The 23,543-nt window shown below is 42.4% G+C and carries 30 protein-coding genes; 21 read left to right on the top strand and 9 right to left on the bottom strand.

Annotated features, from left to right (window positions below; translation table 11 throughout):
* Window positions 1-38: 38 nt before the first annotated feature.
* From phnE to phnY, 4 genes are read left to right on the top strand one after another with little or no spacing between them, the layout of a single operon-like run.
* Window positions 39-809: a phosphonate ABC transporter, permease protein PhnE gene (gene phnE / locus NHB35_RS05815; RefSeq protein WP_353433406.1), complete on the top strand. Its 771-nt coding sequence runs from the start codon at window positions 39-41 to the stop codon at window positions 807-809.
* 11 nt (window positions 810-820) lie between these two features.
* Complete coding sequence (gene psrA / locus NHB35_RS05810; RefSeq protein ID WP_353431445.1) at window positions 821-1,906, top strand: iron-containing alcohol dehydrogenase PsrA; 1,086 nt, start codon at window positions 821-823, stop codon at window positions 1,904-1,906.
* A gap of 45 nt (window positions 1,907-1,951) precedes the next feature.
* The gene (gene phnA / locus NHB35_RS05805) at window positions 1,952-3,184 is read left to right on the top strand and encodes a phosphonoacetate hydrolase (RefSeq protein WP_353431444.1); all 1,233 of its coding nucleotides are present in this window, start codon (window positions 1,952-1,954) and stop codon (window positions 3,182-3,184) included.
* A gap of 27 nt (window positions 3,185-3,211) precedes the next feature.
* Window positions 3,212-4,642, top strand: coding sequence for a phosphonoacetaldehyde dehydrogenase (gene phnY / locus NHB35_RS05800; RefSeq protein ID WP_353431443.1), 1,431 nt, complete (start codon window positions 3,212-3,214; stop codon window positions 4,640-4,642).
* Window positions 4,643-4,869: 227 nt separating this feature from the next.
* Here phnY and NHB35_RS05795 read toward each other — a convergent pair whose 3' ends face one another.
* Window positions 4,870-5,859, bottom strand: coding sequence for a tripartite tricarboxylate transporter substrate binding protein (locus NHB35_RS05795; protein WP_353431442.1), 990 nt, complete (start codon window positions 5,857-5,859; stop codon window positions 4,870-4,872).
* 103 nt (window positions 5,860-5,962) lie between these two features.
* Here NHB35_RS05795 and NHB35_RS05790 point away from each other — a divergent pair, with 103 nt between their 5' ends.
* Genes NHB35_RS05790 through NHB35_RS05780 form a run of 3 tightly spaced genes read left to right on the top strand, consistent with a single transcriptional unit; the run spans window position 5,963 to window position 8,680 of the window.
* Window positions 5,963-6,712 (top strand): FCD domain-containing protein, encoded by a 750-nt coding sequence (locus NHB35_RS05790; RefSeq protein ID WP_353431441.1) that lies wholly within the window; start codon window positions 5,963-5,965, stop codon window positions 6,710-6,712.
* Window positions 6,709-7,974 carry a phosphonoacetate hydrolase gene (gene phnA / locus NHB35_RS05785; RefSeq protein ID WP_353431440.1) on the top strand — a complete coding sequence of 422 codons (1,266 nt, stop codon included), beginning with the start codon at window positions 6,709-6,711 and terminating at the stop codon, window positions 7,972-7,974. Before NHB35_RS05790 ends, phnA (NHB35_RS05785) begins: the two co-directional genes overlap by 4 nt.
* A 4-nt stretch (window positions 7,975-7,978) precedes the next feature.
* Window positions 7,979-8,680: an MgtC/SapB family protein gene (locus NHB35_RS05780; RefSeq protein WP_353431439.1), complete on the top strand. Its 702-nt coding sequence runs from the start codon at window positions 7,979-7,981 to the stop codon at window positions 8,678-8,680.
* 629 nt (window positions 8,681-9,309) lie between these two features.
* Here NHB35_RS05780 and NHB35_RS05775 read toward each other — a convergent pair.
* Entirely contained in the window at window positions 9,310-9,618 is a 309-nt protein-coding gene (locus tag NHB35_RS05775; RefSeq protein WP_353431438.1) for a high-potential iron-sulfur protein, read from the bottom strand.
* A 78-nt stretch (window positions 9,619-9,696) separates the two neighbouring features.
* The gene (locus tag NHB35_RS05770; protein ID WP_353431437.1) at window positions 9,697-10,659 is read right to left on the bottom strand and encodes a c-type cytochrome; all 963 of its coding nucleotides are present in this window, start codon (window positions 10,657-10,659) and stop codon (window positions 9,697-9,699) included.
* Between the two features lie 194 nt (window positions 10,660-10,853).
* Here NHB35_RS05770 and NHB35_RS05765 point away from each other — a divergent pair, with 194 nt between their 5' ends.
* The 8 genes from NHB35_RS05765 to NHB35_RS05730 all read left to right on the top strand — a co-directional run bounded on the left by NHB35_RS05765 (window position 10,854) and on the right by NHB35_RS05730 (window position 15,197).
* Complete coding sequence (locus tag NHB35_RS05765) at window positions 10,854-11,381, top strand: YeeE/YedE thiosulfate transporter family protein (protein WP_353431436.1); 528 nt, start codon at window positions 10,854-10,856, stop codon at window positions 11,379-11,381.
* A gap of 1 nt (window position 11,382) precedes the next feature.
* Complete coding sequence (locus tag NHB35_RS05760) at window positions 11,383-11,952, top strand: YeeE/YedE thiosulfate transporter family protein (protein ID WP_353431435.1); 570 nt, start codon at window positions 11,383-11,385, stop codon at window positions 11,950-11,952.
* A gap of 18 nt (window positions 11,953-11,970) precedes the next feature.
* On the top strand, window positions 11,971-12,204 hold the full coding sequence (locus tag NHB35_RS05755; RefSeq protein ID WP_215390414.1) for a hypothetical protein: 234 nt from the start codon (window positions 11,971-11,973) through the stop codon (window positions 12,202-12,204).
* Between the two features lie 7 nt (window positions 12,205-12,211).
* Window positions 12,212-12,838, top strand: coding sequence for a hypothetical protein (locus NHB35_RS05750; RefSeq protein ID WP_353431434.1), 627 nt, complete (start codon window positions 12,212-12,214; stop codon window positions 12,836-12,838).
* Window positions 12,839-12,848: 10 nt separating this feature from the next.
* A complete protein-coding gene (locus NHB35_RS05745) occupies window positions 12,849-13,826 on the top strand; it encodes a rhodanese-like domain-containing protein (protein ID WP_353431433.1) in 978 nt (325 codons plus the stop codon).
* 10 nt (window positions 13,827-13,836) lie between these two features.
* Window positions 13,837-14,154 carry a metalloregulator ArsR/SmtB family transcription factor gene (locus tag NHB35_RS05740; RefSeq protein ID WP_215390417.1) on the top strand — a complete coding sequence of 106 codons (318 nt, stop codon included), beginning with the start codon at window positions 13,837-13,839 and terminating at the stop codon, window positions 14,152-14,154.
* Window positions 14,155-14,170: 16 nt separating this feature from the next.
* Window positions 14,171-14,389 carry a DUF2892 domain-containing protein gene (locus NHB35_RS05735; protein WP_215390418.1) on the top strand — a complete coding sequence of 73 codons (219 nt, stop codon included), beginning with the start codon at window positions 14,171-14,173 and terminating at the stop codon, window positions 14,387-14,389.
* Window positions 14,390-14,480: 91 nt separating this feature from the next.
* A complete protein-coding gene (locus tag NHB35_RS05730; protein ID WP_353431432.1) occupies window positions 14,481-15,197 on the top strand; it encodes a Crp/Fnr family transcriptional regulator in 717 nt (238 codons plus the stop codon).
* On the opposite strand, the gene NHB35_RS05725 is transcribed toward NHB35_RS05730, so the two are convergent.
* Both NHB35_RS05725 and trxC read right to left on the bottom strand, forming a co-directional pair.
* Window positions 15,181-16,098 (bottom strand): prenyltransferase, encoded by a 918-nt coding sequence (locus tag NHB35_RS05725; RefSeq protein WP_353431431.1) that lies wholly within the window; start codon window positions 16,096-16,098, stop codon window positions 15,181-15,183. The two genes, NHB35_RS05730 and NHB35_RS05725, sit on opposite strands and share 17 nt — an antisense overlap.
* Window positions 16,095-16,514: a thioredoxin TrxC gene (trxC, locus tag NHB35_RS05720; RefSeq protein WP_353433405.1), complete on the bottom strand. Its 420-nt coding sequence runs from the start codon at window positions 16,512-16,514 to the stop codon at window positions 16,095-16,097. The genes NHB35_RS05725 and trxC overlap by 4 nt, the downstream gene beginning before the upstream one ends.
* Window positions 16,515-16,618: 104 nt before the next feature.
* On the opposite strand from trxC, the gene NHB35_RS05715 reads away from it, so the two are divergent.
* Both NHB35_RS05715 and NHB35_RS05710 read left to right on the top strand, forming a co-directional pair.
* Window positions 16,619-16,774 carry a DUF3149 domain-containing protein gene (locus NHB35_RS05715; protein ID WP_353431430.1) on the top strand — a complete coding sequence of 52 codons (156 nt, stop codon included), beginning with the start codon at window positions 16,619-16,621 and terminating at the stop codon, window positions 16,772-16,774.
* Window positions 16,767-17,093, top strand: a complete 327-nt coding sequence (locus NHB35_RS05710) for a hypothetical protein (RefSeq protein WP_353431429.1) — start codon at window positions 16,767-16,769, stop codon at window positions 17,091-17,093. The genes NHB35_RS05715 and NHB35_RS05710 overlap by 8 nt, the downstream gene beginning before the upstream one ends.
* A 29-nt stretch (window positions 17,094-17,122) precedes the next feature.
* On the opposite strand, the gene NHB35_RS05705 is transcribed toward NHB35_RS05710, so the two are convergent.
* Window positions 17,123-17,746 (bottom strand): Crp/Fnr family transcriptional regulator, encoded by a 624-nt coding sequence (locus NHB35_RS05705; RefSeq protein WP_353431428.1) that lies wholly within the window; start codon window positions 17,744-17,746, stop codon window positions 17,123-17,125.
* A gap of 65 nt (window positions 17,747-17,811) precedes the next feature.
* Here NHB35_RS05705 and NHB35_RS05700 point away from each other — a divergent pair, with 65 nt between their 5' ends.
* The 4 genes from NHB35_RS05700 to NHB35_RS05685 all read left to right on the top strand — a co-directional run bounded on the left by NHB35_RS05700 (window position 17,812) and on the right by NHB35_RS05685 (window position 20,154).
* Window positions 17,812-18,093 carry a heavy metal-associated domain-containing protein gene (locus tag NHB35_RS05700; RefSeq protein ID WP_353431427.1) on the top strand — a complete coding sequence of 94 codons (282 nt, stop codon included), beginning with the start codon at window positions 17,812-17,814 and terminating at the stop codon, window positions 18,091-18,093.
* Window positions 18,094-18,109: 16 nt separating this feature from the next.
* Window positions 18,110-18,493, top strand: coding sequence for a hypothetical protein (locus NHB35_RS05695; protein WP_353431426.1), 384 nt, complete (start codon window positions 18,110-18,112; stop codon window positions 18,491-18,493).
* A 74-nt stretch (window positions 18,494-18,567) separates the two neighbouring features.
* Window positions 18,568-19,515: a DUF6803 family protein gene (locus tag NHB35_RS05690; protein ID WP_353431425.1), complete on the top strand. Its 948-nt coding sequence runs from the start codon at window positions 18,568-18,570 to the stop codon at window positions 19,513-19,515.
* 24 nt (window positions 19,516-19,539) lie between these two features.
* Complete coding sequence (locus tag NHB35_RS05685; RefSeq protein WP_353431424.1) at window positions 19,540-20,154, top strand: class I SAM-dependent methyltransferase; 615 nt, start codon at window positions 19,540-19,542, stop codon at window positions 20,152-20,154.
* A 333-nt stretch (window positions 20,155-20,487) separates the two neighbouring features.
* Here the strand turns inward: NHB35_RS05685 and NHB35_RS05680 are convergent, their stop codons facing one another.
* From NHB35_RS05680 to NHB35_RS05670, 3 genes are all read right to left on the bottom strand, one after another.
* Window positions 20,488-21,054, bottom strand: coding sequence for a hypothetical protein (locus tag NHB35_RS05680; protein WP_353431423.1), 567 nt, complete (start codon window positions 21,052-21,054; stop codon window positions 20,488-20,490).
* Between the two features lie 429 nt (window positions 21,055-21,483).
* Window positions 21,484-22,692, bottom strand: a complete 1,209-nt coding sequence (locus NHB35_RS05675; protein ID WP_353431422.1) for an AAA family ATPase — start codon at window positions 22,690-22,692, stop codon at window positions 21,484-21,486.
* Window positions 22,689-23,543 carry a hypothetical protein gene (locus NHB35_RS05670; RefSeq protein WP_353431421.1) on the bottom strand — a complete coding sequence of 285 codons (855 nt, stop codon included), beginning with the start codon at window positions 23,541-23,543 and terminating at the stop codon, window positions 22,689-22,691. Before NHB35_RS05670 ends, NHB35_RS05675 begins: the two co-directional genes overlap by 4 nt.

Raw genomic sequence — 23,543 nt, 5'->3', positions numbered from 1 at the left:
GTCGCTATAGCCTGTTATTAAATAAACCTTCGGGTTCTATGGGGTGGTGGAGCTACTTAATAACTATCCCATTAGCAGTTATGACTTTAATGTGGGCTGCCCGTGGTAGTCAATTAAGTGTGGCTGAACTCGTCAAAGGTGGCCCTTGGGTCCTTGATTTTCTAGGTAGAATGCTTCCCCCAAATTGGGCGTTTGCGGAAAAATTAGTTACACCTGCGTTAGAAACTATACAAATTGCCATTTGGGGAACTTTGTTGGCAATGGTCATGGCAACCCCGCTATGTTTTTTAGCTGCTCGTAACATATCGCCAAATGCATTTGTATTTCATTTGGTGCGCCAAATTTTAAATATTACTCGAGGCATTAACGAAATTATTCTTGCTTTAGTTTTTGTGGCTGCTGTTGGATTAGGTCCATTTGCTGGGGTAATTGCTTTGGCAATTCATGGCGCAGGGATGTTGGGTAAATTTTTTGCAGAGTCGATAGAGGAAATTGATCAAGGTCCAATTGAGGCGCTACGATCTACTGGTGCTGGACCTATTCAAGTAATCATCTTTGGTGTTATTCCTCAGGTGGTAACAGCTTGGATAGCTGTATGTTTATACCGATTTGAAACCAATTTACGTCAGGCTACTGTTCTTGGCATGGTTGGAGCTGGTGGTATTGGATTTGAATTAGTGGGAAGCATGAAACTATTCCAGTATCAAGATACAGCCACTTGTATTGTTGTAATTATTGCAATGGTGATGCTTGCTGATTACACCTCTAATAAATTACGAGCATGGATTCAACATGGCGCAAGAAGCTAAGGAGTATAGATATGCAATATCAATATCATAATCCAGTCCATGTTCATTTTGGTGCTGGTACTCTCAATAATCTAAAGAAAATATTGAATGGCAGAACTGCCTTTTTAGTTACATTTCCTGAGGCAAGGCAATTTGGATTGATCGAAAAAATAGAGCAGCTTTTAGGTGCGCAACTAGTTGGAGTTGAAGAAAACGTTTTTCCAAATCCAGATGTATCTACCTTAAGTGATAGTTACCAAAATTTCTGGGCAAAGCATGCGAAGACAGATGTCATTCTTGCATTGGGGGGTGGTAGCGCTATTGATACTGCCAAGTCTTTTATGGTTGGCACTCAATCCGGAAAATTTGATGAACTAATTGAGCTGCTGTCAAAAGGTGCTTTATTTAAACCTCATGCTACCAAATCATTAGTTGCTATTCCAACAACGGCTGGTACAGGAAGTGAGGTGACTCCATGGGCAACTATTTGGGATAAAGCTAATGGGAAGAAATACTCACTGCATCTTCCGGAGACCTGGCCAGAGGCTGCAATTGTTGACCCTCAATTAATGTTGAGTCTTCCTGCAAGTGTTACTCTGCAAAGCGGTCTTGATGCTTTATCGCATGCATTAGAGTCAATTTGGAATAGAAATGCGAACCCGATTTCTGATACTTTTGGCGTTTCTGCTGCAAAAGGTGTGATGAATATCTTGCCAAGATTAATGGCCGATCAGCATAACATCCAATTGCGTTCTGATATGGCGCTCGCTGCTTTAAAAGCTGGTATGGCATTTTCAAATACGAAAACAGCATTAGCGCACTCAATTTCATATGACATGACATTGCAGTATGGCGTTCCTCATGGAATAGCATGCTCTTTTACTTTGCCAATGGTTCTGAAGAAAGCAATTGGATGTAGCCAGGAGCGTGATCAAGTCTTAAATGAAATTTTTGACTGCGACAACTCTCAGGCTCCACAGGTCCTAATGGACTTCTTGAAAAAGCTTGGTGTTAAAACAGATTTTGGAGATTATGGAGTTGCAAGCACTGAAGCTGATCAGATGATTTTGAAGGCATTAGACGGTGTTCGAGGAAAAAATTTTATCGGCGCTAATTAAATTAATTAATGCAATTAACTAAATTGATAAATGATTACTTAAGGGATGATTATGAAGGCACTTGAAGTTAATGGAAGAACATATCAATGGATGAAAGAGCCGCTGGTAGTAGTTTGTGTTGATGGATGTGAATATGATTATCTAACTGAAGTTGTTAAAACGGGAAAAACGCCATTTCTTGAGAAGATCTTAAAAGATGGGAATGCCTATAAAGGCGATTGTGTCGTGCCTTCATTTACAAATCCCAACAATCTCTCTATCGTTACTGGACGACCTCCAAGCGTTCATGGGATTTGTGGAAATTTCTTCTTTGATCCTGACCTTAAGGAAGAGGTAATGATGAACGAGGTCAAATACTTACGCGCTGAGACTGTGCTGGCTAAATTTTCACATGAGGGCGCTAAGGTTGCCGTGATTACTGCCAAAGATAAATTGCGAAAATTACTTGGTCACCAGATAGTTGGGGGGATCTGTTTTTCCTCAGAAAAAGCGGATCAGTGCACCGTTGATGAAAATGGAATCACAGGCGTACTAGAGATGATCGGGATGCCGCTCCCATCAGTCTACAGTGCTGATCTGTCTGAGTTTGTTTTTGCAGCAGGCGTAAAGATTATGGAGTCGGTGCGTCCTGACTTAATGTATCTATCTACAACTGATTACATACAACACAAATATGCGCCGGGCACTGATGGCGCAAATGATTTTTATATCATGATGGATAGTTATCTTTCTAAGCTCGATAAACTTGGGGTAACAATAGCGATTACCGCTGACCATGGCATGAATGCAAAAACAAATTCAGAAGGTAAGCCAAATGTTATCTATTTGCAAGACTTGGCTGATCAGGTTGTAGGCAAGGATAATGCCAGAGTTATTCTGCCAATTACAGATCCGTATGTTGTCCATCACGGTGCATTGGGGTCTTATGCAACTATTTATATATCCAATGATCTAAAAAATGAACTTGTTGAAAAACTTAAGGCCACACCAGGCATTTCAAAAGTCTTAAATAACTCAGAGGCCTGCTCACTCTTTGAGTTGCCTAACGATCGCGTTGGTGATTTAGTTATTGTCTCGGATAAATCAGTTGTTTTAGGCACCAGCGAGTCTCGACATGATTTATCTGGGCTGGACGCTCCTTTGCGCTCACATGGCGGGATCTCAGAGCAGACTGTTCCGTTGCTCTTTAATCGGAGGCTTATTCAAAAACCAAACAGCCATTTAAGAAATTTTGACATCTTAGATATTTCATTAAATTCTTTGGAGCCTCGCGCTTAATTTAAATAATCTTTTTTAGGTATTGATATGAACATGCCCATCCTTTCGGAAGCTATGCGTATTGAAGGTAAAAAAATCTCAAGCGATCGCGTAATTAATGTTATTAATCCATTTAATAATAAGTTAATTGGAACAGTGCCCAAGGCCAGCATTCCGGAAGTTGATAAGGCAATCGCATTTGCTAAGTCCTACAAGTGCACATTAACAAGATTTCAAAGGGCTGAAATACTCAAGTGTGCGGCAAAGATTTTGGATCAGCGAAAAGATGAGGCGTCAGATTTAATTACTCTTGAGGCAGGTTTATGTAAGAAGGACTCCTTATATGAGATAGGAAGAGTGTCAGATGTTTTAAATTTCTCAGCATCTGAAACCCTAAAAGATGATGGTCAAGCGTTTTGGTGTGATTTAACTCCTCATGGAAAAAAGCGTAGAGTCTTTACGCAAAGAGATCCTTTGATAGGGGTTATTACTGCTATCACCCCTTTTAATCATCCAATGAATCAGGTGGCGCATAAGGTTGCTCCATCAATTGCAACGGGAAATCGTATGGTATTAAAGCCATCTGAAAAGACACCACTTTCCGCATATTTTTTTGCTGATGTTTTATATGAGGCTGGGTTACCGCCTGAGATGTTGCAGGTATTAAATGGGGATCCTGGTGAAATTGCAAATAGATTAATTACTCATCCAGATGTCGATTTAGTTACTTTTACGGGCGGTGTAGAAATTGGCAAGAGAATCGCAGGGATTGCTGGATATAAAAGAATGGTTCTTGAGTTAGGTGGGAATGATCCGCTGATTGTAATGGAGGACGCCGATCTTGAGGAGGCGGCAACCCTTGCTGTTAATGGATCCTATAAAAATTCAGGCCAAAGATGCACTGCTATTAAAAGAATACTGGTGCAGGAAACAGTTGCTGATCGATTTGTTGAGCTTTTAGTTAAGAAATCTAAGGCTTGGACATATGGAGATCCAATGGATCCAAGTGTTGATATGGGTACAGTAATTGACGAAGAGGCGGCCATTCTTTTTCAGACTAGAGTAAATGAGGCAATTGAAGCGGGCGCAAAATTATTACTTGGTAACGTTAGGGAGGGAGCGTTATTTTCTCCAACTGTATTGGATTATGTGAAGCCCGAAATGAGTGTAGTTAAAAACGAGACATTTGGCCCAGTATCTCCGGTAATTAGATTTAAAACCATTGATGATGCGATTCTTTTGGTTAATAGCACTTCCTTTGGATTGTCTTCTGCTGTGTGTACAAATAGACTTGATTACATTACTAAGTTTATTTCTGAATTGCAGGTAGGATCCGTGAATATTAGAGAAGTTCCCGGATACAGATTAGAGCTCACTCCTTTTGGAGGCATAAAAGACTCGGGGTTAGGCTATAAGGAGGGCGTGCAAGAGGCTATAAAGAGCTTTACTAACGTGAAAACTTTTAGTTTACCTTGGTAGGATTAACATCCATTCTAGGGGGATATGAAAGCTGTGAAAGTTAGAATTTTTTAGTGTTACTTTAAATAACGTTTTGCCTTCATCTAAAAGTGTCTTTGATCTAAGATGTGCAGAAGACTACCCTAAACCTCCTTTAATACCAGGTTCAAGTCTTGGTTGCCCCACCAGAAAAAAAGCCACTCTTCGGAGTGGCTTTTTATTTGAGCGTTACTTTAAGTAACGGATAGCTAATCTATTGAAACGTTTGCGGACTTGGCCACTTTTCCCCATTTTTCAGTTTCATCTTTTACATATTGAGCGAATAATTTCTGAGTATTTGGCCCAATATCAGCGCCTTGATTGGCCCAAAGGGTTTTAATTTCGGGAGAGTTAAGTGCGCTTGTTGTTGCTGAGAAAATCTTATCCTGTATTGCTTGTGGCGTGCCTGCAGGAACCCAAAAACCGTACCAAGAAATGGATTCAAATCCAGGCACACCAGCTTCTGCCATTGTTGGAATGTCAGGAAAAGCAGTTGACCTTTTTGGTGAAGTCACTGCCAAAGGTCTAATGGTGCCTGCGCGAATATAAGATGCAGCGCTTCCCAGCCCTTCAAAAATTAGATCGACTTCTCCTCCAATAAGTGCTGTCATTGCAGGGCCTGATCCTTTATAAGGTACGTGCACTAAAGAAGCGCCAGTGAGTTTATTAAATATTTCTCCTGCCAAATGTCTTGTGGTCCCATTGCCAGAGGATCCATAGTTCACTTTTCCAGGATTATTTTTTGAATATTGAATAAGTTCTCTGACGTTTTGAACAGGTAATTTATTGTTCACTACTAAAACATCGGGCACAAAAGCGACTCCACGAATTGGAATGAGTTCCTTTTCTAAGTTATAGGGTAGGTTTTTATAAATGCTCTCAGCAACTGTGTGATGAACTGCTCCCATAAATATGGTGTAGCCATCAGAAGGGGATTTGGCTGCAATAGCAGCGCCAATTGTTCCGCCAGCACCACCTTTATTGTCGACTACAACTTGCTGACCTAATTCTTTTGAAAGTTGCGCGGCTAGCGGCCTAGCAAAAGTGTCCGTACCACCACCTGGCGGGAATGGGACGATGAGCTTGATGGGTTTATTGGGCCAAATGTTTTGCGCAAATGCTGGTTGAGTAAGCAAGAGGACTGCATAGCTAGCTACTAGCAGAGCCCCAGACTTTTTCCACAATGAAACTAATTTCATCCCAATCTCCCAATAAATTTTTGAGGCTAACAGCCGTATGTGACAGTTTGATTAATGATACTTATTTTGTAGATTGTTGACAATCTACCATATAAATGATGTAATGGGTCAACGGATTAAGGGCAAAAATGCGATGAAAACAGAGGAAAATATTGGTTCAGGCACACAACAAAGTGCTTTGGAGCTATTGCGGGAGCATTCCCTGAGTAATTTGGTTGAACGTGAAATCGAACGGCAAATCATCTCTGGGGAACTCGCATCTGGCGAAAAGCTCACTGAGGCGGGGATTGCTAATCAATTAAGAGTCTCTAGAGGGCCCGTGCGTGAAGCATTGCGATCATTAGAGCAAGCCGGCTTAGTGGTGAATGAAAAAAATCGCGGTATGTCGGTGCGTCAAATTTCTGTAGATGAAGCAGGCCATATATATGAAGTTCGCGCCGCCTTAGATGGACTTATTGGTAGATTGGCGGCAGAGCGCATTACCAAACAACAGCTAAAAAAATTAAAGGAAATTATTAAGGAGATGAAATTAGCAGCAGCTAAAAATGATGTTGTTGCCTATTTCCCCTTAAACATTGCCTTTCACGAAATCTTAGCATTAGCTGCCCATAACCCAGCATTGGTCATGAACTATCGTCGTGTTACCAACGAACTGACTTTATTCCGTAGGGCTACTTTAGAAAAGAATATTTCTAATATTCAGATCTCCACAAAAAATCACGAGCAAATTGTGAAGGCGATTGAAGCAAGGGATGCTCTTGTAGCTGAGAAACTGCTGTTTGATCACGTCATGGATAGTAAGAAACGTTTGTATGAAGTGCTTAAAGAAAATAATGAAAAGAGGCAAAAATGAGTCAATCCACTATGCATAAACCAGTCGAAGTGAATAATAAAAAATATGCTTGGCCAACAGCGCCAACGGTAGTGGTATGTATTGATGGAGGAGACCCCGCATACCTAAAGCAATTTTTAGCCGAAGGCTGCATACCCAATATTGCCAAGTTTATTCAAGAAGGTTTTAGTGTTATTGCTGATGGCACTATGCCTAGCTTTACCTGTCCTAACAATATGTCGATTATTACTGGTACGCCGGCATCTAAGCATGGCATTTCAGGTAATTATTATCTTGATACCAAGACTTGGGAGCCGGTTGTCATGACTGGCCCTGATTTATTGCGGGGCGATACGATTTTGTCTAAGTTTGCCCAGGCTGGCGCCAAAGTGGTTTCAATTACCGCCAAAGATAAATTACGTAAGCAGCTTGGCAAAAATTTGGATCTGACCAATGGCAGCATCTCCTTTTCTTCAGAGTTTTCTGGCAGTTGCACCATGGCTGAAAACGGAATTGAAAATGTACTCGATTTAGTGGGAATGCCACAGCCCGATATATACTCCATGGATTTGTCTTTATTTGTTCTTAAGGCCGGAATTCAGTTATTGAAGCGTGATCGTCCAGATCTGATGTATTTGTCCTTAACCGATTGGGTGCAGCATAAATTTGCTCCGAATGAGAGTGGTGCAAGGATCTTTTATGAGCAAATAGATGAATGTTTTGGGGAATTAGCCGCATTGGGCGCAACGATTGCCTTGACTGCCGATCATGGCATGAATGACAAATCCAATGATGCTGGTAAGCCTAATGTAATTTGGTTGCAAGATATTCTAGATGCCAAATTCGGTAAAGGTGATGCACAAGTTATTTGCCCTATTACAGATGCTTATGTTGGGCATCATGGTGCATTAGGTGGATTTGTAAGGGTGTGGTGTAGAGGTAAGGCGAGCCCAAAGCAAATTATGGAAGCAATCGCCGGGGTAGATGGAATTGAGCAAGTGCTCGATAAAGATAGCGCCTGCAAGCTTTTTGAATTGCCGGCCGATCGAGAGGCGGATGTAGTGGTGGTCTCAAGAGCTGATGTTTGTATTGGCTCATCAGCAGCCAATCATGACTTGAAGGGTCTAGAAGGTCATCGTTTGAGAACACATGGTGGAACGTCCGAGGCAAAGGTGCCTATCATCATTAATAAGCCCATGAATAATGCATATAAATTAAAAGCAGCTTCTGGAACTTTAAAGAGCTACGAGATCTTTGACTATGCCTTAAATGGAGTTCAGTAAAAACATGCATTTTCTGAGTTCAACCTCAATGGTGATTACGGCGCATTTATTAGCTGCAATGTTAGCTGGTGGCCTTATTGGTATGGAGAGAAGCTTGCATGGTCGGCCGGCAGGATTTAGAACGCATGCTTTGGTTTGTCTGGCTTCTGCACTACTGATGACTGTAACGGCATTTCAAACAAGCTGGATACCGCAGGCTGATACCGAGCTATTTCGAACTGACCCAACCCGAATGGCTCAAGGCATTATGACGGGCATTGGTTTTTTGGGGGCTGGGGTAATTTTTAAAGAAGGTCTAAACGTTCGTGGTCTTACCACTGCCGCTTCTATTTGGATTACAGCTGCAATAGGAATATTGGTTGGCATTGGGTTTTATTACCCAGCAATCCTCGCCACTGCTCTTGTGCTTGTTACCTTGTCTTTGTTTCGTTGGATCGAAGCCAAAATTCCATCCCATTACTATGCTAACAACACCATTACATACGATCGAAATTGTGTGCCCAGTCAGGACACTATTAAGGATTTTTTGCGTGAGCATGGATTTAGACTTGAAGGGGTGAGCTATCGGATTGCTAATGATGGCACCACCTTTGAATACCGCATGACGATACGGACCAGTGATGCTAATAATTTAACAAAATTGGCTGAATACTTAAGCGTTGCTAAGGATGTAAGGCATTTTGAAATTGCTCCTGCCGGTGAATAACTTATGCCAATTGTGTAGATGATGTTCTTTAAGGGGGTCTTGAGACTAGACGGCACCCATCAAAGTCGAGCAATTGATATGATGAAGGCATAGTCCAGGGAGTAATGAAAATTACACAAACCGGAATCCTTTGGTCCCAGGTTCAAGTCCTGGTGGGCCCACCAGAAATGAAAATACCAACTTTCGGGTTGGTATTTTTGAGTGCTACTTTAAGTAACGCTGAGGCAGCCCTAAAGCTTATAGTTAGAGTCAGGTATCCTAGACCCTGGTCGGTTCCACCCCGGGCCACTAAAAAAATCTCCCTTGAATGGTTTTTCATTTGGCTTAACCAAAAATTACGCAATTAGTTCGCTTTAAAAGCTTAATCAGGATTAATGGCTCTTAATGAAAAAAGTTAGCCCGGTGTTAGCCCACTAGCAAAAGAAAAAGGGCTTCAACGCTGAAGCCCTTTATTTATGGTGGGTCGGGCGAGATTCGAACTTGCGACCAACGGATTAAAAGAAGTCGTGGGTCTTCAAAACCCTATATAACATATGGCTTTAAGCGACCAAAATATGAACGTGCGATTGACTGTGCGATTGCATTTTGGTGCAAAGTTCGAATCTGTGTACCGGATTTTGAGCTAAATATTAAGCTTTTTTTGCGTAAGCAGAGCACCAACCTTTACTAGCAACTTGTTTACCGGCAAACAAAGAGCAGCCGCCAGCAGCAGCATCAGCTTTGCCCTGGAATAATGCGCAGTTACCGCATTGCTGACCAGCAGCATACTTAGCGTACTTTGCCTTATCTACCTTGGATGCATCTGCCTTATAGCCTAATGCAGCAGCTTGCGGATCGGTCTCAGCAACCATAGCTTGAGCTTGAACCTTGCCGTTCAATGCCAAAGTGCAGGCACTAGCAGCGGACAAAATCATAAATTGACGACGAGTAGTTTTCATATGGACTCCAGGTTAAGTGTGAAAAATAAATTAATTCAAATAAAAAGGTTGCGCAATTATTTCTGATCTCGGCTAACTCTACACACCTTTATCTAAAACAGGTTTCAAACGCTTCATATTTTCTATTAATGGTTGGAATGGGCCGTACTTATGTTGCTCAGCAGAGGCACCATCTACATAAGGAGGGAATGCAGCATCCACTGGCTTATTCCAGCGAGCAGGAAAATCTTTATCCAAATTCGATTTGACTGGACGTGGCTTACTTAGGATATAACCAGCTACATCATAAGCTTGGTCATCTGATAGCAGTGGCTGACCATGTGATGTGCCGAGGGGCATATTAGTTTTTATGAATGCTGCCGCCGTTAGTAAACGGTTCATACCGGCGCCGTTATTAAAAGTATCTTTCCCCCATAATGGTGGAAATGTATAGCCTTTTGTTTCTCCTGCTTTCCCGTTCCTCAGACCAGCACCATCTTGGCCATGACATGCGGCGCATTTTTCGGCATATACCTTCTCGCCCAAGGCTGGATTAGATGCTCTATCTGGAGGGGTGTATTTTGGCAAACCCTGGCCCTCTACGGCGCTGCCTACTGGAACGCCTTTAGATAGGAAGTGAATGTAGGTGGCAAAAGCTTTCATTTCACGACTATCAAATGGAAGGGCTTTACCATTCATGCTCCTCTCCATGCAGCCATTGACTCGTTCTTCAATAGTGCTGACATCATTTTCACGCCCTCTGTATTGGGGGAATGTTGCTTGTGCGCCAACCCATGGCATCGCAAACTTTTTTGTCGCGGCCTCTTGATGGCAGTTAGTGCAAGCTAGGTTATTGCCTGCATAACGCATTTTTTTATCAGCAACCTCGGGACCAATAACTTCAAATGTTTTTTCGGATAAATGCTTTCCATAGCGTACCAATCGACCATAGTGATCATTGGGAAGGCTATCGACGTCATATTTTTTACCAAGATCGTCGGTTTGTGCGATAGCAAAAAACGGGGCGATGAGCAGTAGCAGTAAAAGCTTATGGAATTTCATATGGAACCCTAATAGTGGTTAAAAATTCTAGTCATTAACTCTCGACGCATCATGATCTAAATCATGAAAAGTGTCTTTTGCATGATTTAGATCAATTTCTTCATCAGGAGCCTTTTAAAAAGCTTGACTTTGTTGAACCATTTAATAATATATAACTTAATATATTATCAAAGACTTAAATGAGGTCAATTACTATGGAAACAACAGACGGACAGGCTAGGCAGACGCAATATATGAACCCCCTTATAGCGGGAATTTTGTTAGGACTGGTGTTGCTGGCAACTTTTGTTATTACTGGTCATGGTCTTGGGGCTACTGGGTTTACCACTAGATTAACTGCCTGGATTGGGATGCATGCCGCTCCAGTTGCAACTAGCGCTAATGATTATCTGGGCGGCATGGTGGAGGATGGAAATCCGCTGGGTGCCTGGATTACTTGGCAGGTAATTGGCGTGGCCATCGGTGCACTCTTATCAGCATTTCTAGCCAAGCGAATTCAAATTCAATTAGATGGAAAAAAATACCTAGGTGGTGCTAAGCGTCCTGTTACAGCTCTACTGGGCGGATTGCTAGCTGGTTTTGGTGCGCGTGTTGCCGCAGGCTGTACTAGTGGTCTTGGGCTATCTGGGGCAGCAGTACTAAGTTTGGCTGGATTTATTTTTTTAGTCACATTCTTTGTGGTTGGGCTTCTGGCTAGTCGCTTGATGAAAAAGGAAAAATAAGATGAGTGAAATTTTATCGGGACTTCTTTTGGGAATGGGGTTTGGTTTTGTGCTGGAGCGTGCCGGTTTCGGCAATCCCAATAAGTTAACAGGGCAATTTCGCTTAAGCGATTGGTCTGTATTTAAGGTGATGTTTACTGCGATCGTGTTTGCATCAGTTGGCCTACTTGTATTAGAGAAGGTCGGTGTTGTAGATGCGGGCAATCTATTTGTCCCTCCAGCGTTTCTAGGGGCAGCAGCAATCGGAGGAGCTTTGGTGGGCGCTGGATTTGCAATTGGGGGCTATTGCCCCGGAACTTCGGTTGTCGGATTCATGTCTGGGCGTATTGATGCGGCAATCTTTTTGGTTGGATTGCTATTGGGAACGATACTGTTTGCTGGAATTTATCCAGGCATCGAATTCCTAACAACGATTGGCGAGTACACAAAGGCAGATTCTTTGCCAGACGCCCTTCATGTTTCAGCGTTATCTGTCGATGTGGTGATGGTTATCGCAGCAATCGGAGTATTTATTCTGGGATCTTGGATGGAAAGGAAATGCAAGAGTTCTAGTTGCGAAACTTCAGTCTAATTTTTAAAGGAGAAGTCTATGTCTAAAAAATCTACCGTAGCAGCATTAGCTCTGGCTTTGGCCAGCCTATCAGCAGCTCCATTCGCACATTCTGCTGATGCACCGACAACCCCAGCAGGTGCCGAGCAAAAAAATCCTTGTGGTCCTAAAAAGGAGTCTGCTAACCCATGTGGACCAGCAAAGAAAAAGGCGGCCAATCCCTGTGGACCAGCCAATCCTTGTGGTCCTAAAAAGCGTAAAGCTGCAGAGTAATTAATCTATGCTCACCCAATCAAATCTTTGGTTAGCGGCGCAGGAGCTGGCAAGTATTCAGATGCAGTACGCCAAGTCTGGCCGCACTCTTAGTGAGGCAGCCCTATGTGGCGCCAGAGATTTTGTTGAATGGCAGCACTATCCAAGCGAAGACCTAGTAGACAAAGCAAGTGGCTATGAGTTTTATTACCACGCCCATTCTCTTGGTGAAATGCCCAAAGGAGAGCATGGGCATTTTCATGTAATTAAACGTGAAAAAAATTCATTCCATCATTTAATTGGGATTGCCCTAAATCAGCAGGGGATCCCGGTACGTTTGTTTACAACCAACCAATGGGTAACTGGTGAGGATATGGCAGATGCGATGCGAGTCATTCAATCTCTTGGTGGTTTTGAGATGGCCATCAAAGGTCGCATGGCTCCAGTCTGCAGATGGATAAGCTCCTTAATTAGATTATTTTTTGTAGAAATTGAAGTGCTAATTTTGGAGCGAGATCAAAAAATCCACCGCTTAACAAAAGAATTTGGTGATCGAAAGCTCGCGCTAGATTCAAAAGAGAATCATGTATTAACTGAGCGAAAGATTGACTTGATGGGTCGTCTTTCTGAGTGTTTATTAGATGTAAATTCATAAAGGGGTGTATATGAAAAAAATGCAATTGCTTTTAGCTATCGTTTTAAGTGGATTGGTTAGTCTGGCCCAAGCGATCAACTTGCCTGGTCCTGTAGTTAGTGCTGATTGGTTATCCAATAATCTATCTGAGGTTCAGGTGATTGAAGTGAGAACTGATCTCGCTAGTTTCCTGAAAAATCCAGAATTCGATACTGATAAAAAAACAGGCAAGAAGTTTCTGGTTGAACTGGGCGGCCATATAACAAATTCCAGCCTTTTGGATTTTAAAAAGGTACGTGCAGAGCGAACTGTTGATGGTAAGAAAATTAAGTTTTTGATTCCGGAAAAGGCTGATTTTGAGAAGTTAGTGCAATCCCTGGGCGTGAACTCTGATAAGCCAATTGTGCTTGTTCCCATTGGTCAAGATATGTCTGATATTGACGAGGCATTAAGGACTTATTGGACATTTAAGGTCTACGGCGAAGATCAAGTTGCCGTGCTGGATGGTGGTATTGCCGGTTGGTTAGGTGAGGGACGCAATTACGAAACCGCTAACAATCAAAAAGCAGCTGGTAACTGGTCCGCAAAGGCCTATCGCAAAGAATTGATTGCTAGTTCTGATGAGGTTGCTGCCGCATCAAAAGGCGGTAAACCACAATTGCTAGATGCTCGTCAGCCTGCGCAGTATTTAGGACTTGCTAAGCGTCCTGATGTCATGACATTTGGTCATATTGCCGGCTCTAAAGAATTGGCTCCTGAATTATTAGCAAAGCCAACGAATGGCGCTTTATATTTCTGGCAGAAAAATACTTATGATGCCTTATTGGCGGCCAATGGCCTGAGTGCAAAAGGTCCAACAATTGCCTATTGCAACACTGGGCATTTGGCAGCAGGTGGCTGGTTTGTCATGTCTGAGCTTGTAGGAAACAAGTCAACTAAGCTGTATGATGGCTCCTTATATCTTTGGACACTAGAAGGACGTCCTTTAGTAGGTGTGCCACTTAACTAAGAATATTCGTATGCCCGTCTTAAAAACTAATATCAACCTCAAAAAGATGCAGTCATCAGCAGATGATGCCTGCCGTTTGATGAAAGTGTTATCCAATAGAGATCGGATGATGCTGTTATGTCAGATTAGTCAAGGTGAGAAGTGTGTCAGTGAGCTTGAAGAATGTCTTGATATACATCAGCCAACCTTATCTCAACAATTGACGGTTTTGAGAAATGAAGAATTAGTTCAGACCAGAAGAGAGGGTAAGCAAATTTTTTATTCCCTCTCTAATGAGGTGGCATTAGAGGTGATGGATGTCTTATATCGAAATTACTGTAATAGATAGCTAAAGGAGTTTGAAGATGAAATGCAACGTTGGTGGTGTCGATCGTATTTTGCGTATGGCAGTGGGATTGGTATTAATGGGCTTGGCTGCTACTGGAATTGTTGGTGCTTGGGGATGGATAGGTGTTATTCCACTTGCCACGGGTTTATTTAGATTTTGCCCGGCATACCCAATCCTAAAAATTAACACCTGTGGAACTGGGGCTGCTTGCAAAGGCGGTCGTTGCGAGAAATAACTTCATCATTAATGGGTGGCTTTTGTATTCTAGTTTTGTAATGTTTAAAAATAGTCATCCATTTCATATTCATTTGGTGTAAGTTGGTCGCATGAAAACGATTGAGATTAAGAGTGCCTGGCAGGGTGTAAGTGATTGTGAGAATTGCTCAATTAGAAGTTCGGCATTATTTGCTGAATTAAATGAAGAGGACTTCTCAAAAATACACAGCCCCATTGACGACTTAAGTTTTGATGCAAATACAGAGATTTATGCTCAAGGGGACTCGGCCCAGTCTTTGTATACATTGCGCAGTGGTTATGTCAAGATTTTGCACATTAACTCTGATGGCTCTGAACGTATCGTTAGGATCGTTTTGCCGGGTAATTTATTTGGCATGGAGGCATTGCTAGGCGATCGATATGAGCATGCTGCTGTTGCCTTGACCAATGCACATGTCTGTCGAATTCCAAAGCAAATTATTGTGAGTTTGGGTGAAGAGTCACCACGATTACATAGGCAAATTGTTCGTAAGTGGGGTGAGGCTCTGCTCCAATCAGAATCATGGTTTTCTGAAATCAATACCGGAAGGATTGAAGTGCGCTTAGCGCGATTTTTCCTCAAGTTGGCTAAAGAATCTGGATCTCATGCTATTGCACCGCTCTTTAGGCGTGAGGATATGGGCTTAATGATGGATGTTAAATTTGAAACAATTAGTCGGGCTTTGGCATCCATGGCAGAGCAGTGCCTTATTTCCAACATTACTAGACTATCCGTCCAGATCCCGAGTATTCGGGCACTTCAAGAGTTTGCTAAAAAGGGACTTTAGCGTTCAATATACATCCGACACATAGCAGTAAGGCGTATAGGTGAACGCCTAATATATTGGTCGGTATCATCTTTCTCAAATGAGATTGATCTATCTCACCATTTTTTAATTTAAATGCGTAGAACCAAAAGATGGGCGTGACCAAAAGAGTTACTAGGGTCTGTGGAGGCGCAAATTCCCGTTGAATGGCAAATATTTGCAGTAGGTATGCACATAGTGGAAAAGACGAGTACCAAATCCATAGATGTTTTGGGTTTGATTGAACTGCTAACGTCATTTTCTGTGAGCTTTTATCTGCATTGATATCGGGAATCTGATTCAAAAATAGGATATTGGCAACCATTAGTCCGTATGTAATAGCAATGGGAATAATTTCAATATCAATGACCCCCGATTGCAAAGCTGAAAATCCAATGACAACCAAGGACCAAGAGAGTGCTATTGCAATCTCACCAAGAACTCCGTGCGACATAAGCTTAAAAGGTGGTGCTGAATACATCCATAAGAGCATTGCTCCAAGGATTCCAATTGGCAACAGTTTCCAGGTGGTCATAAAGCAAAGAAAAAGACCAAGGATCGTTGCCAGAAGTAGTAGCAGTATTCCAAATTGATAAATTTTCTTAGGCTGAAAAATATTTAATTGTATGAAGCGGCTTCCGCCAGTAAAGGGCGAGACTCGATTTAAATTGATTAAGTCAGATCCATTTAAGTGATCAAAATAATCGTTTAATACATTGCCTGCGGCATGTGCTAGTAACGCCATTGCCAACGCAAGGAGGTTGATGGTCAAATTGGGATTGTTTGTTAAATTTCCAAAAACAAAACCAATCAAACAACCAAAAATAGTAATAGTAAGAAAAGCTGGCCTAGTTGCTAAAAAATACTTTATAGCTGTACTCATATTGCCTTTGATACAAGCTGTTCTAGTTGCGCTGGCGGAAGTGCGCCAGAGATTCGCTCAACTTCAGCCCCATTCTTAAATATTGCCAATGTAGGAATTGAGCGAATATTAAATTGTTGGCCAATCGAAGGATTAGCCTCGGTATCTATTTTGATGTGCAGGATTTTTTCACCGTGCATCTTGGCGCTTGCTTCGAAGGTCGGGGCAAACATCTTACAGGGCCCACACCAAGGCGCCCAAAAATCAACAATGATTGGCAATTTACTCTGGGTCAAGACTTCTCTAAAGCTTGCCTGATCAGCATCAATTGGACCTAAAAGTAGATTTGATTTACACGATCCACAGATCGGTTTGAGATTGATCCGATCCAGAGGTAGTCGATTAAATTTATGACAGCTTGGGCATTTGATGAGCATCACATTCTCTCTTTATTTGATGTAAATCATGAACTTATTATGAGGGCGAATCAAGTCTTTATATTTTGATTTGAATCAAAGGGCTTAATTTCTAAATGGTCAGAATGAATCAACGTGATATAGGGGGGCCTTATATGTTATTGGAGTTATTCGGAACATTTGCTGGACAATTGAGCTTAGCAGTGATTCTTTTTATGATTGGGATGTTTGTATTTTTTATTAGATTATTTGTCAAAAAAAGCGCTCAAACAAATGAGTAAGTTATTGAATCGCCTCCCGGGCTTTCAAACGTCACCTCCCGGTAAGGAAAGATCGATCTTGCGTCAAGCCCCTTTTTGGACGCTGATGGGAACATTGGCAATTTTGATGCCTTCATTTTTGACGCGCATTATTTCCTCTGACCCCAAGGTGGCTGGTAATTCAGGTTTAATTGATATCTTAGTGATCGCAACCTTGATATGTTATTGGATTGCGATTTTTACTATCGTTATTGGAGCTTACATAGTCGTTCTAATGAAAGGGCCGGCGTATGTTGCTGATGCGTATCCCTTAGAGGACTCTGATAGACCTAAAGGCTAATTAGTTGCGCTAGCCTCGACTCAAATTAATTAGCAATCTTGGGCTCGAAATAATTTATTGACAAGCCTTAATGAGTTTTTCTGTTTCTCAATCAAACCTTCTGCTTCCATCTTGGATAGCGCGCGGTAAAGTGCTTCATGTGTGATACCAAGTTCTGAGGCAAGCGACTTGTAGTCAGATTCCAGCACCAGAGTTCCTCGCTTTCCATCAGTTTCAATCAGATGAATCAATTTGCTTTTAATATCTTTTAGCCCAAGCCTTTCAGATTGGGTACGAAGGCGCATGATTTCTCTGCTTAAGAGCTTGATCCACTTTGAAGAAAATTGCTCATCTTTGAGGGAGCTTCTAAAAGATTGGATTGGCAGGGTAATGGCTGTCCCAGCATGAGTGGTAATCGCATCGCAGTGATACTCGTCTGTCAGTAGGCTGGCTTCGCTCAAAAAACCACCTTTACAACGTTGCAAGATAGACGCCTCTCCATAAGAGTTTGATCTACTCAGTACCGCTTCTCCAGACACAATAAAAAACATGCATTCAGGGGCTTTTCCTGGGTGAAAAAGGTATTCACCCTTGGCAAAGGGGTGTGCTTTGCACTGACTTAAAAGTAAATCTGGCAATAGTTCTTTGAGGGTTTGGGGAATATACAGATCCATATGATCAGAATCATACGTCTTTTTATAGCCTAGACCAATAATGAATACAAACAAAGGAGGGTGTTATGGAAACAGTCAATTTAAAAGTAACGGGAATGACTTGTGGCTCATGCGTGAAGCATGTTGAAAAAGCGCTGAGGGCAGTTACCGGCGTGCAAACAGTGGTCGTAGATTTATCTACTGGTACTGCTAGCGTGACTGGAGATCTTCCAGGCGGCGCAAGTCCTCTGTTGGCTGCACTAGAGGCAGATGGTTATCCGTCAACAATTAGCTCGGCAGATGCAGTTCCTTCAAAGGAGTTGGCTAAAGGTGGTGGTTGTGGTGGTCAAAATTGCTGCTGTCATTAATTAAAGGAGAGACGAGATGGAGATGATTAAAAAAGTGGTGATTGGTGTCACTGTCGCATTGGGTTTAGTTGCGATAGTTCATGCTCAACAAGGTCCAATGGGTGGCAATGGGCCCATGGGGATGATGGGTAATGGCATGGGCCCAGGGATGATGCGCGGACAAATGATGCAAGGTCAGATGACGGGACCTAATTCGCCAATGAAGGTCATGCAACAGCTCATGACTCCAGCAGAGCGTTTAGCAATGATGGATAAGATGGCTGATGCAAAGTCATGGGAAGAGCGTCAAGCCATCATGACCACAACACATGCTGAGATGCAAAAGCGCGCTAAAGAAAAAGGCATTGCCTTGCCTGCAGGACATGGCCCGCAAATGATGTCAGGCAGAAACTGCGGATAGGCTATAAAGTGTTATTAGTTGGTACAAAGCCACCTTCGGGTGGTTTTGTGCATTGATGTATTAGGAGATTAAAAATGAATATGACTCACTATATGCAGTTACTTGCCGATAATCAGCCGTGGAATTTGCTGATCTTTATGGCTATTCCAGTGGTGCTTGCAGAGACCTTGGCTATTACTGAGCTCTACATTTTATTTACCCGCAAGTTTGATGGCTTTGTCTATCACCTTAATCGCTTTGCTGGCACGACCGTGGGCCTGTATTTCATTGGCATCATTGCGTACTTAATGACCACAGCCGTTTTTCCTATTACCAAGGCTGGTGAATGGCGCACAGTAATTGATGTGGTGGCGGTATCAACATATTTGATTGGTGGTCTACCTTTAATCTGGATTGCCCTACAAGAATTTGGTTTTGTGAACAAAGGCTTTGATCAAATGGGCAAACTCAAGATTCATGCAATCTGTGTAGCTTTGTTCTTGGTTTTCGGACACATTGCCATGATTAGCGGTATGTTAGATCCATCCTTGCTTGGATATAAAGGTGCCGATACACATCAGATGCATGGTGAGCAGAGTGTCATGCCTATCCCAGTTGTTGAAGCTGATATGGCACAAATGCATATGATGCACACTGGTAATGGCACTACACAAGATAATCGAGTGGCAGTAGATTTTCCTGCGCCGATGAAAGAGCATATTTTGACGAATATGCGAGATCATTTGCAAACAATCTCTCTAATACAAGAGGCAATGGGCAAGGGGCAATATGACAAAGCTGCACAGCTTGCAGAGGATCGTCTAGGCATGAATGCGCTTAAATTACATGGTGCGTATGAAAATTCCAAGTTCATGCCAAAGGGCATGCAAGAAGCTGGTACCGCTATGCATCGAAATGCCAGTAAGTTTGCGATTGAAGTTCAAAATACAGCCGCAACAGGCAATATCAAGCCCGCATTAATTGCGCTGGGCAATACAACACAGGCATGCGTTGCTTGTCATGCTGGATATAAGCTAAAGTAAGCCTATTAATAGGTTGGGGACGTCATGGATAGCAAAGAGCATTGGGAAAAGGTTTATGGTACCAAGGCACCAGATGCTGTCAGTTGGTATGCACCCCATCTTGACACTTCTTTAAATCTCATTCATCAAGCAACAACTAGTAAAGTTGCCGCGATTATTGATATAGGCGGTGGGGAAGCCACTCTAGTTGATGATCTTATTGCCCAGGGCTATCAAGACATTAGCGTGTTGGATATCTCACAGAAAGCAATTGATGTAGCTAGAGCTCGCATAGGCAAGAAAGCAAATAAGGTTCATTGGTATTGCGCCGATATTACAGAGGCTACATTACCGCAAAACTACTTTGATGTTTGGCACGACAGAGCTGTGTTTCACTTTTTAACGGAAGAAGCGCAGCGAGCTAGGTATGTAGAGCAAGTGATGCACTCAGTTAAGCATGGTGGGTATGTCATTATGTCCACTTTTGGTCCTGAGGGCCCTGAAAAATGTAGTGGTTTAGATGTTGTGCGCTATGACACAGAGAATCTTCATGGGCAGTTTGGAAAAACATTTAAATTAATCAATAGCTCTACAGAGCTTCACAAGACTCCAATGGGAACTACACAGCAGTTCTTGTATTGCTTCTGTAGGATGGAATAGAGCTAGGCATCCTAGACCCTGGTCGATTCCGCCTGGCAGAGTCGAACTATTTCACAGATCAAAATCACAAAGTGTGCGATTGAATTGGCAATGACAAACCCAGCATCTATATGGGTTTGCAGCAAAGACCAGCGGATTGATTTTTAATGTGTGTCTTGGATTTGTGGGGCGTCGCCCGCAAAGCCATATTCTATATGGTAGGTCGAGCCAGATTCGAACTCGCGACCAACAGATTAAAAGTCCGCTAGTTGAGCCAAAAAATCTATTATTTTGTGCGGTTAATGAACTGCTAATGGTAATCTGATTGATAGTCAAATTGCTACAAGACAGTGCTCATAAACCCGTACTTTTGTACTTCATCTGCGAGATAGTTTCTTCAATAGTGGAAATGGCCTCTTCCGCTGAGCAACTGAAGACTTCGCCAAAAGGAGCCTCTTTATCCAAGTGAACTGCCAATGCTTTATGTACAAGTTCTTCAATTTGGTAGGCTGAATCAATTGGGAATGACGCCCTTAATTGCCATCCTCCAATTCGAATAGGATTTTCTTTATAAGTCTGGAGAATTTTTTTCAGATTCTTAATTCGTTTGGATGCGGAGCGTAAATCACTTCCACTTAGCCACGGAAGTTGGCCCTGAAGATCTATTGTTTGTTTTTCGGCTAGTTTAGTGCTGTACTCAAGGGGCGGTTCACCGCTTCCAGCGCAGTGGTTCATGGATAGAACATGCTTGGGCATGCGCCCATTGACGAGCATCCTCCAGCTAAGACAAATTTGGCAACGACCTTTAACGGCTTGCCACATCCTGTTGATGTCGAGAAGGCGGTCATTTGGGTGATTATGGGTTGCGCCAATTTTGATGCGTTGAGCATCTTGATTTTCAAGGATGTAAATAAAAGCCATACTAAATCTTAATCCCACTGGAGGGTAGGAGACTTAACCTAGGATGTGGTGGAGAGTGTATTTGCGAGATAGTCTCGTACTGTAATTTTTAACGCTTGGGGGGAAAAACTTCCAGAACTACGAATTATTCTCAATGGAGTTATAGCGATCGGTCTATTTCGGACTTCATTTTTCGTTTTGACCCCACCCCGGTTCCGGTAGGACATTCCTCACTTATAAGTCTGGAAGTTCCAAAGTTCTATGTTGTTCCTATGAAGTTCCAGCAGAATGGAAGTGGATCTTCTAATAATGAAAGGCAAGCAATAAAGCTTGCTTTCATGAAGTTCCGAAGTTCTTTTCCTTAGGAAGGAACTCCATAGGTTGGTGAAAATATACACGGATTGAAAAATCTGGATCTCAATCTTGGCGTAATTCTAGGCATGGAAGTTCTTAGAAGTTCTGGATATCTAAAGAATTCTCCTTTCCGCAGTATGGCGCCCCTGAGTCATCCGAAAACATCAAGACATCTCTTCTATTTTTCGTTTTAGAGGGATTGTCAAATCGAATTAATATTCCATCAGCTATCAAAGACTTGATAAACCCACGCTTAGACTCCTTGTTCCCCGGAAACATACCCAGAAGATCATTCATGGTGAAATAGCCATCGAAACCTTCGGCAGGGTTCTCAAGACTATCTTTCATGCCTTCTTTAATTGCCTCTATATTGGCTTCTCGCTTCGCATCTTCGCTGGCCTTGAATCGCTCAGCCTTTGATCCTGAGGTAATCCCAATTACGGGATACCAAACATCTTCATCAAACCCTATTCGATTAGCAATCTTCTCAGCATGAAAAACCAATTTAAAGTGAAGTTCTGAGCCAGAAAGATGTCCAACTCTTTCCTTATCAATTCTCATAATGGTTTTTTGCTCAGCGGGATCTCTACCAACAATAATTGTAAAGTTTGCATCTCCTTCCCATGCACCACCACCTCGAGCTGAAAAATTAGCCAATTCATCAATTGATAAACCTTTGCCAGTTTTTGCAAGATGTGCTGATACCCAAATGGATACATCAATACGCTCATAAATTTCCTTAAATTTAGACATGTGATCACTAACCTGTGAGTTATTGTTCTCCTCTTTCATATCCATATTTGCTGAGGAGGTGTCCAAAATCACCAATGGAGTAATTAATCCCCATTTTTCATGCTCGTATGAATGCTCGTTGACCGCTTCTGTGATCCGTTCGCTTAAGTCTTCGGAGGCTAAGCGTTTAGAAGGGTAAATTTTGACCCATTCGTTAATGCTTTCAGCAGTAACAGGCGCAGAATCCTTGCGAACCATATGCTTTTTTACTCCATATAGAATTCTAGTAATTTGCGCGGAGTCCTCCGTAAAAACCACAAGCTTTCTCAGTACGGACGACTGAATGTGGTAGTCAAGGTGTGAGCTAAATCCACAGACATTTAGAGCGAGAGGGATAATAGCCGTTGTCTTGCCAACACCTGGGGATCCAGCAATAACACCTACACCACATGGAATCTTTTTATCGATAATCCATTCTGGAGCATGAAGCTCAATATCCCCTAGGTAGATGGCATTACCGAGGACGGGCTTTTTCTCTAACGGGTTAACTATTTGATAGTTTGAGAAATTCATTTACCGTCTCCCATCAACTTGAAGATGTCACCAATTCCTCGGTCAATGCAATGAGAATGTAGGCATACAAACCCGCCAACCATATTGTTGTCCGGGCTTGGGTCAAATAGGGCGGTGCCATTGTCAGCACCATCAGAATGCTCATGAACCCAGGGACATCTAACCTTATGCATGCCACCAGAAGTTTGTTTGATTAATCCGTTAGTTGCAAAAAATGCATAGGCATTTCCAACATCCTTGGGGGCGTAATTTCTTGGCCTAATGGGTTTTGGTCTGATTTGAACCATTTTTAAAACCTCATTAGGGTCGATCGGCGCTCCATTAAAGACAAATACCTTCTGCCAATCAGGAGGTAAAAAGACGGGCTGGGCTACGCGGTATACCGATTTATCGAATTCACCCAACCCCCACATGGATTCGAAAAGGTGTCCAATTGCTCCTGCTTCGAGCTCGGTTACGGGGCGAGTTAATTTGGCGATGAAACGCATGCGTCTCATATCGGGCTTTGATGAAGCTGTTTGGTAGCCTAGGCACTGAAACGAGCGAAAGACGCCTACCAATGCGCGAGCTTGTTCATCTGACATTTTGCAGTCAATATCAAAAGGGATCCAGTTGCGACCCATTGCATTGTCTTTGCGACGGCCACCATCATTCCCAAACGGGCTGGAAATGTAATTAACCCCCTTTTTATGGGCCTTATTTGACGAGATAAAGGAGATGAAATCATCCCAGCTACCCTGAAAGTTCTTGGGCTTAACATCATAGATATCCTTTCCAAACGACCATGAAAGTAGTTCTGGATCATTGGAGTCAGATAGATAAAAATTCTTATTTTGGTTTATAGTATTCAT

This window comes from Polynucleobacter sp. MWH-UH23A (genome assembly GCF_040409805.1).
In the GTDB taxonomy this organism is placed as follows: domain Bacteria; phylum Pseudomonadota; class Gammaproteobacteria; order Burkholderiales; family Burkholderiaceae; genus Polynucleobacter.
The sequence above is the reverse complement of the archived record's forward strand: the minus strand, read 5'-3'. Positions and strand labels throughout refer to the sequence as shown.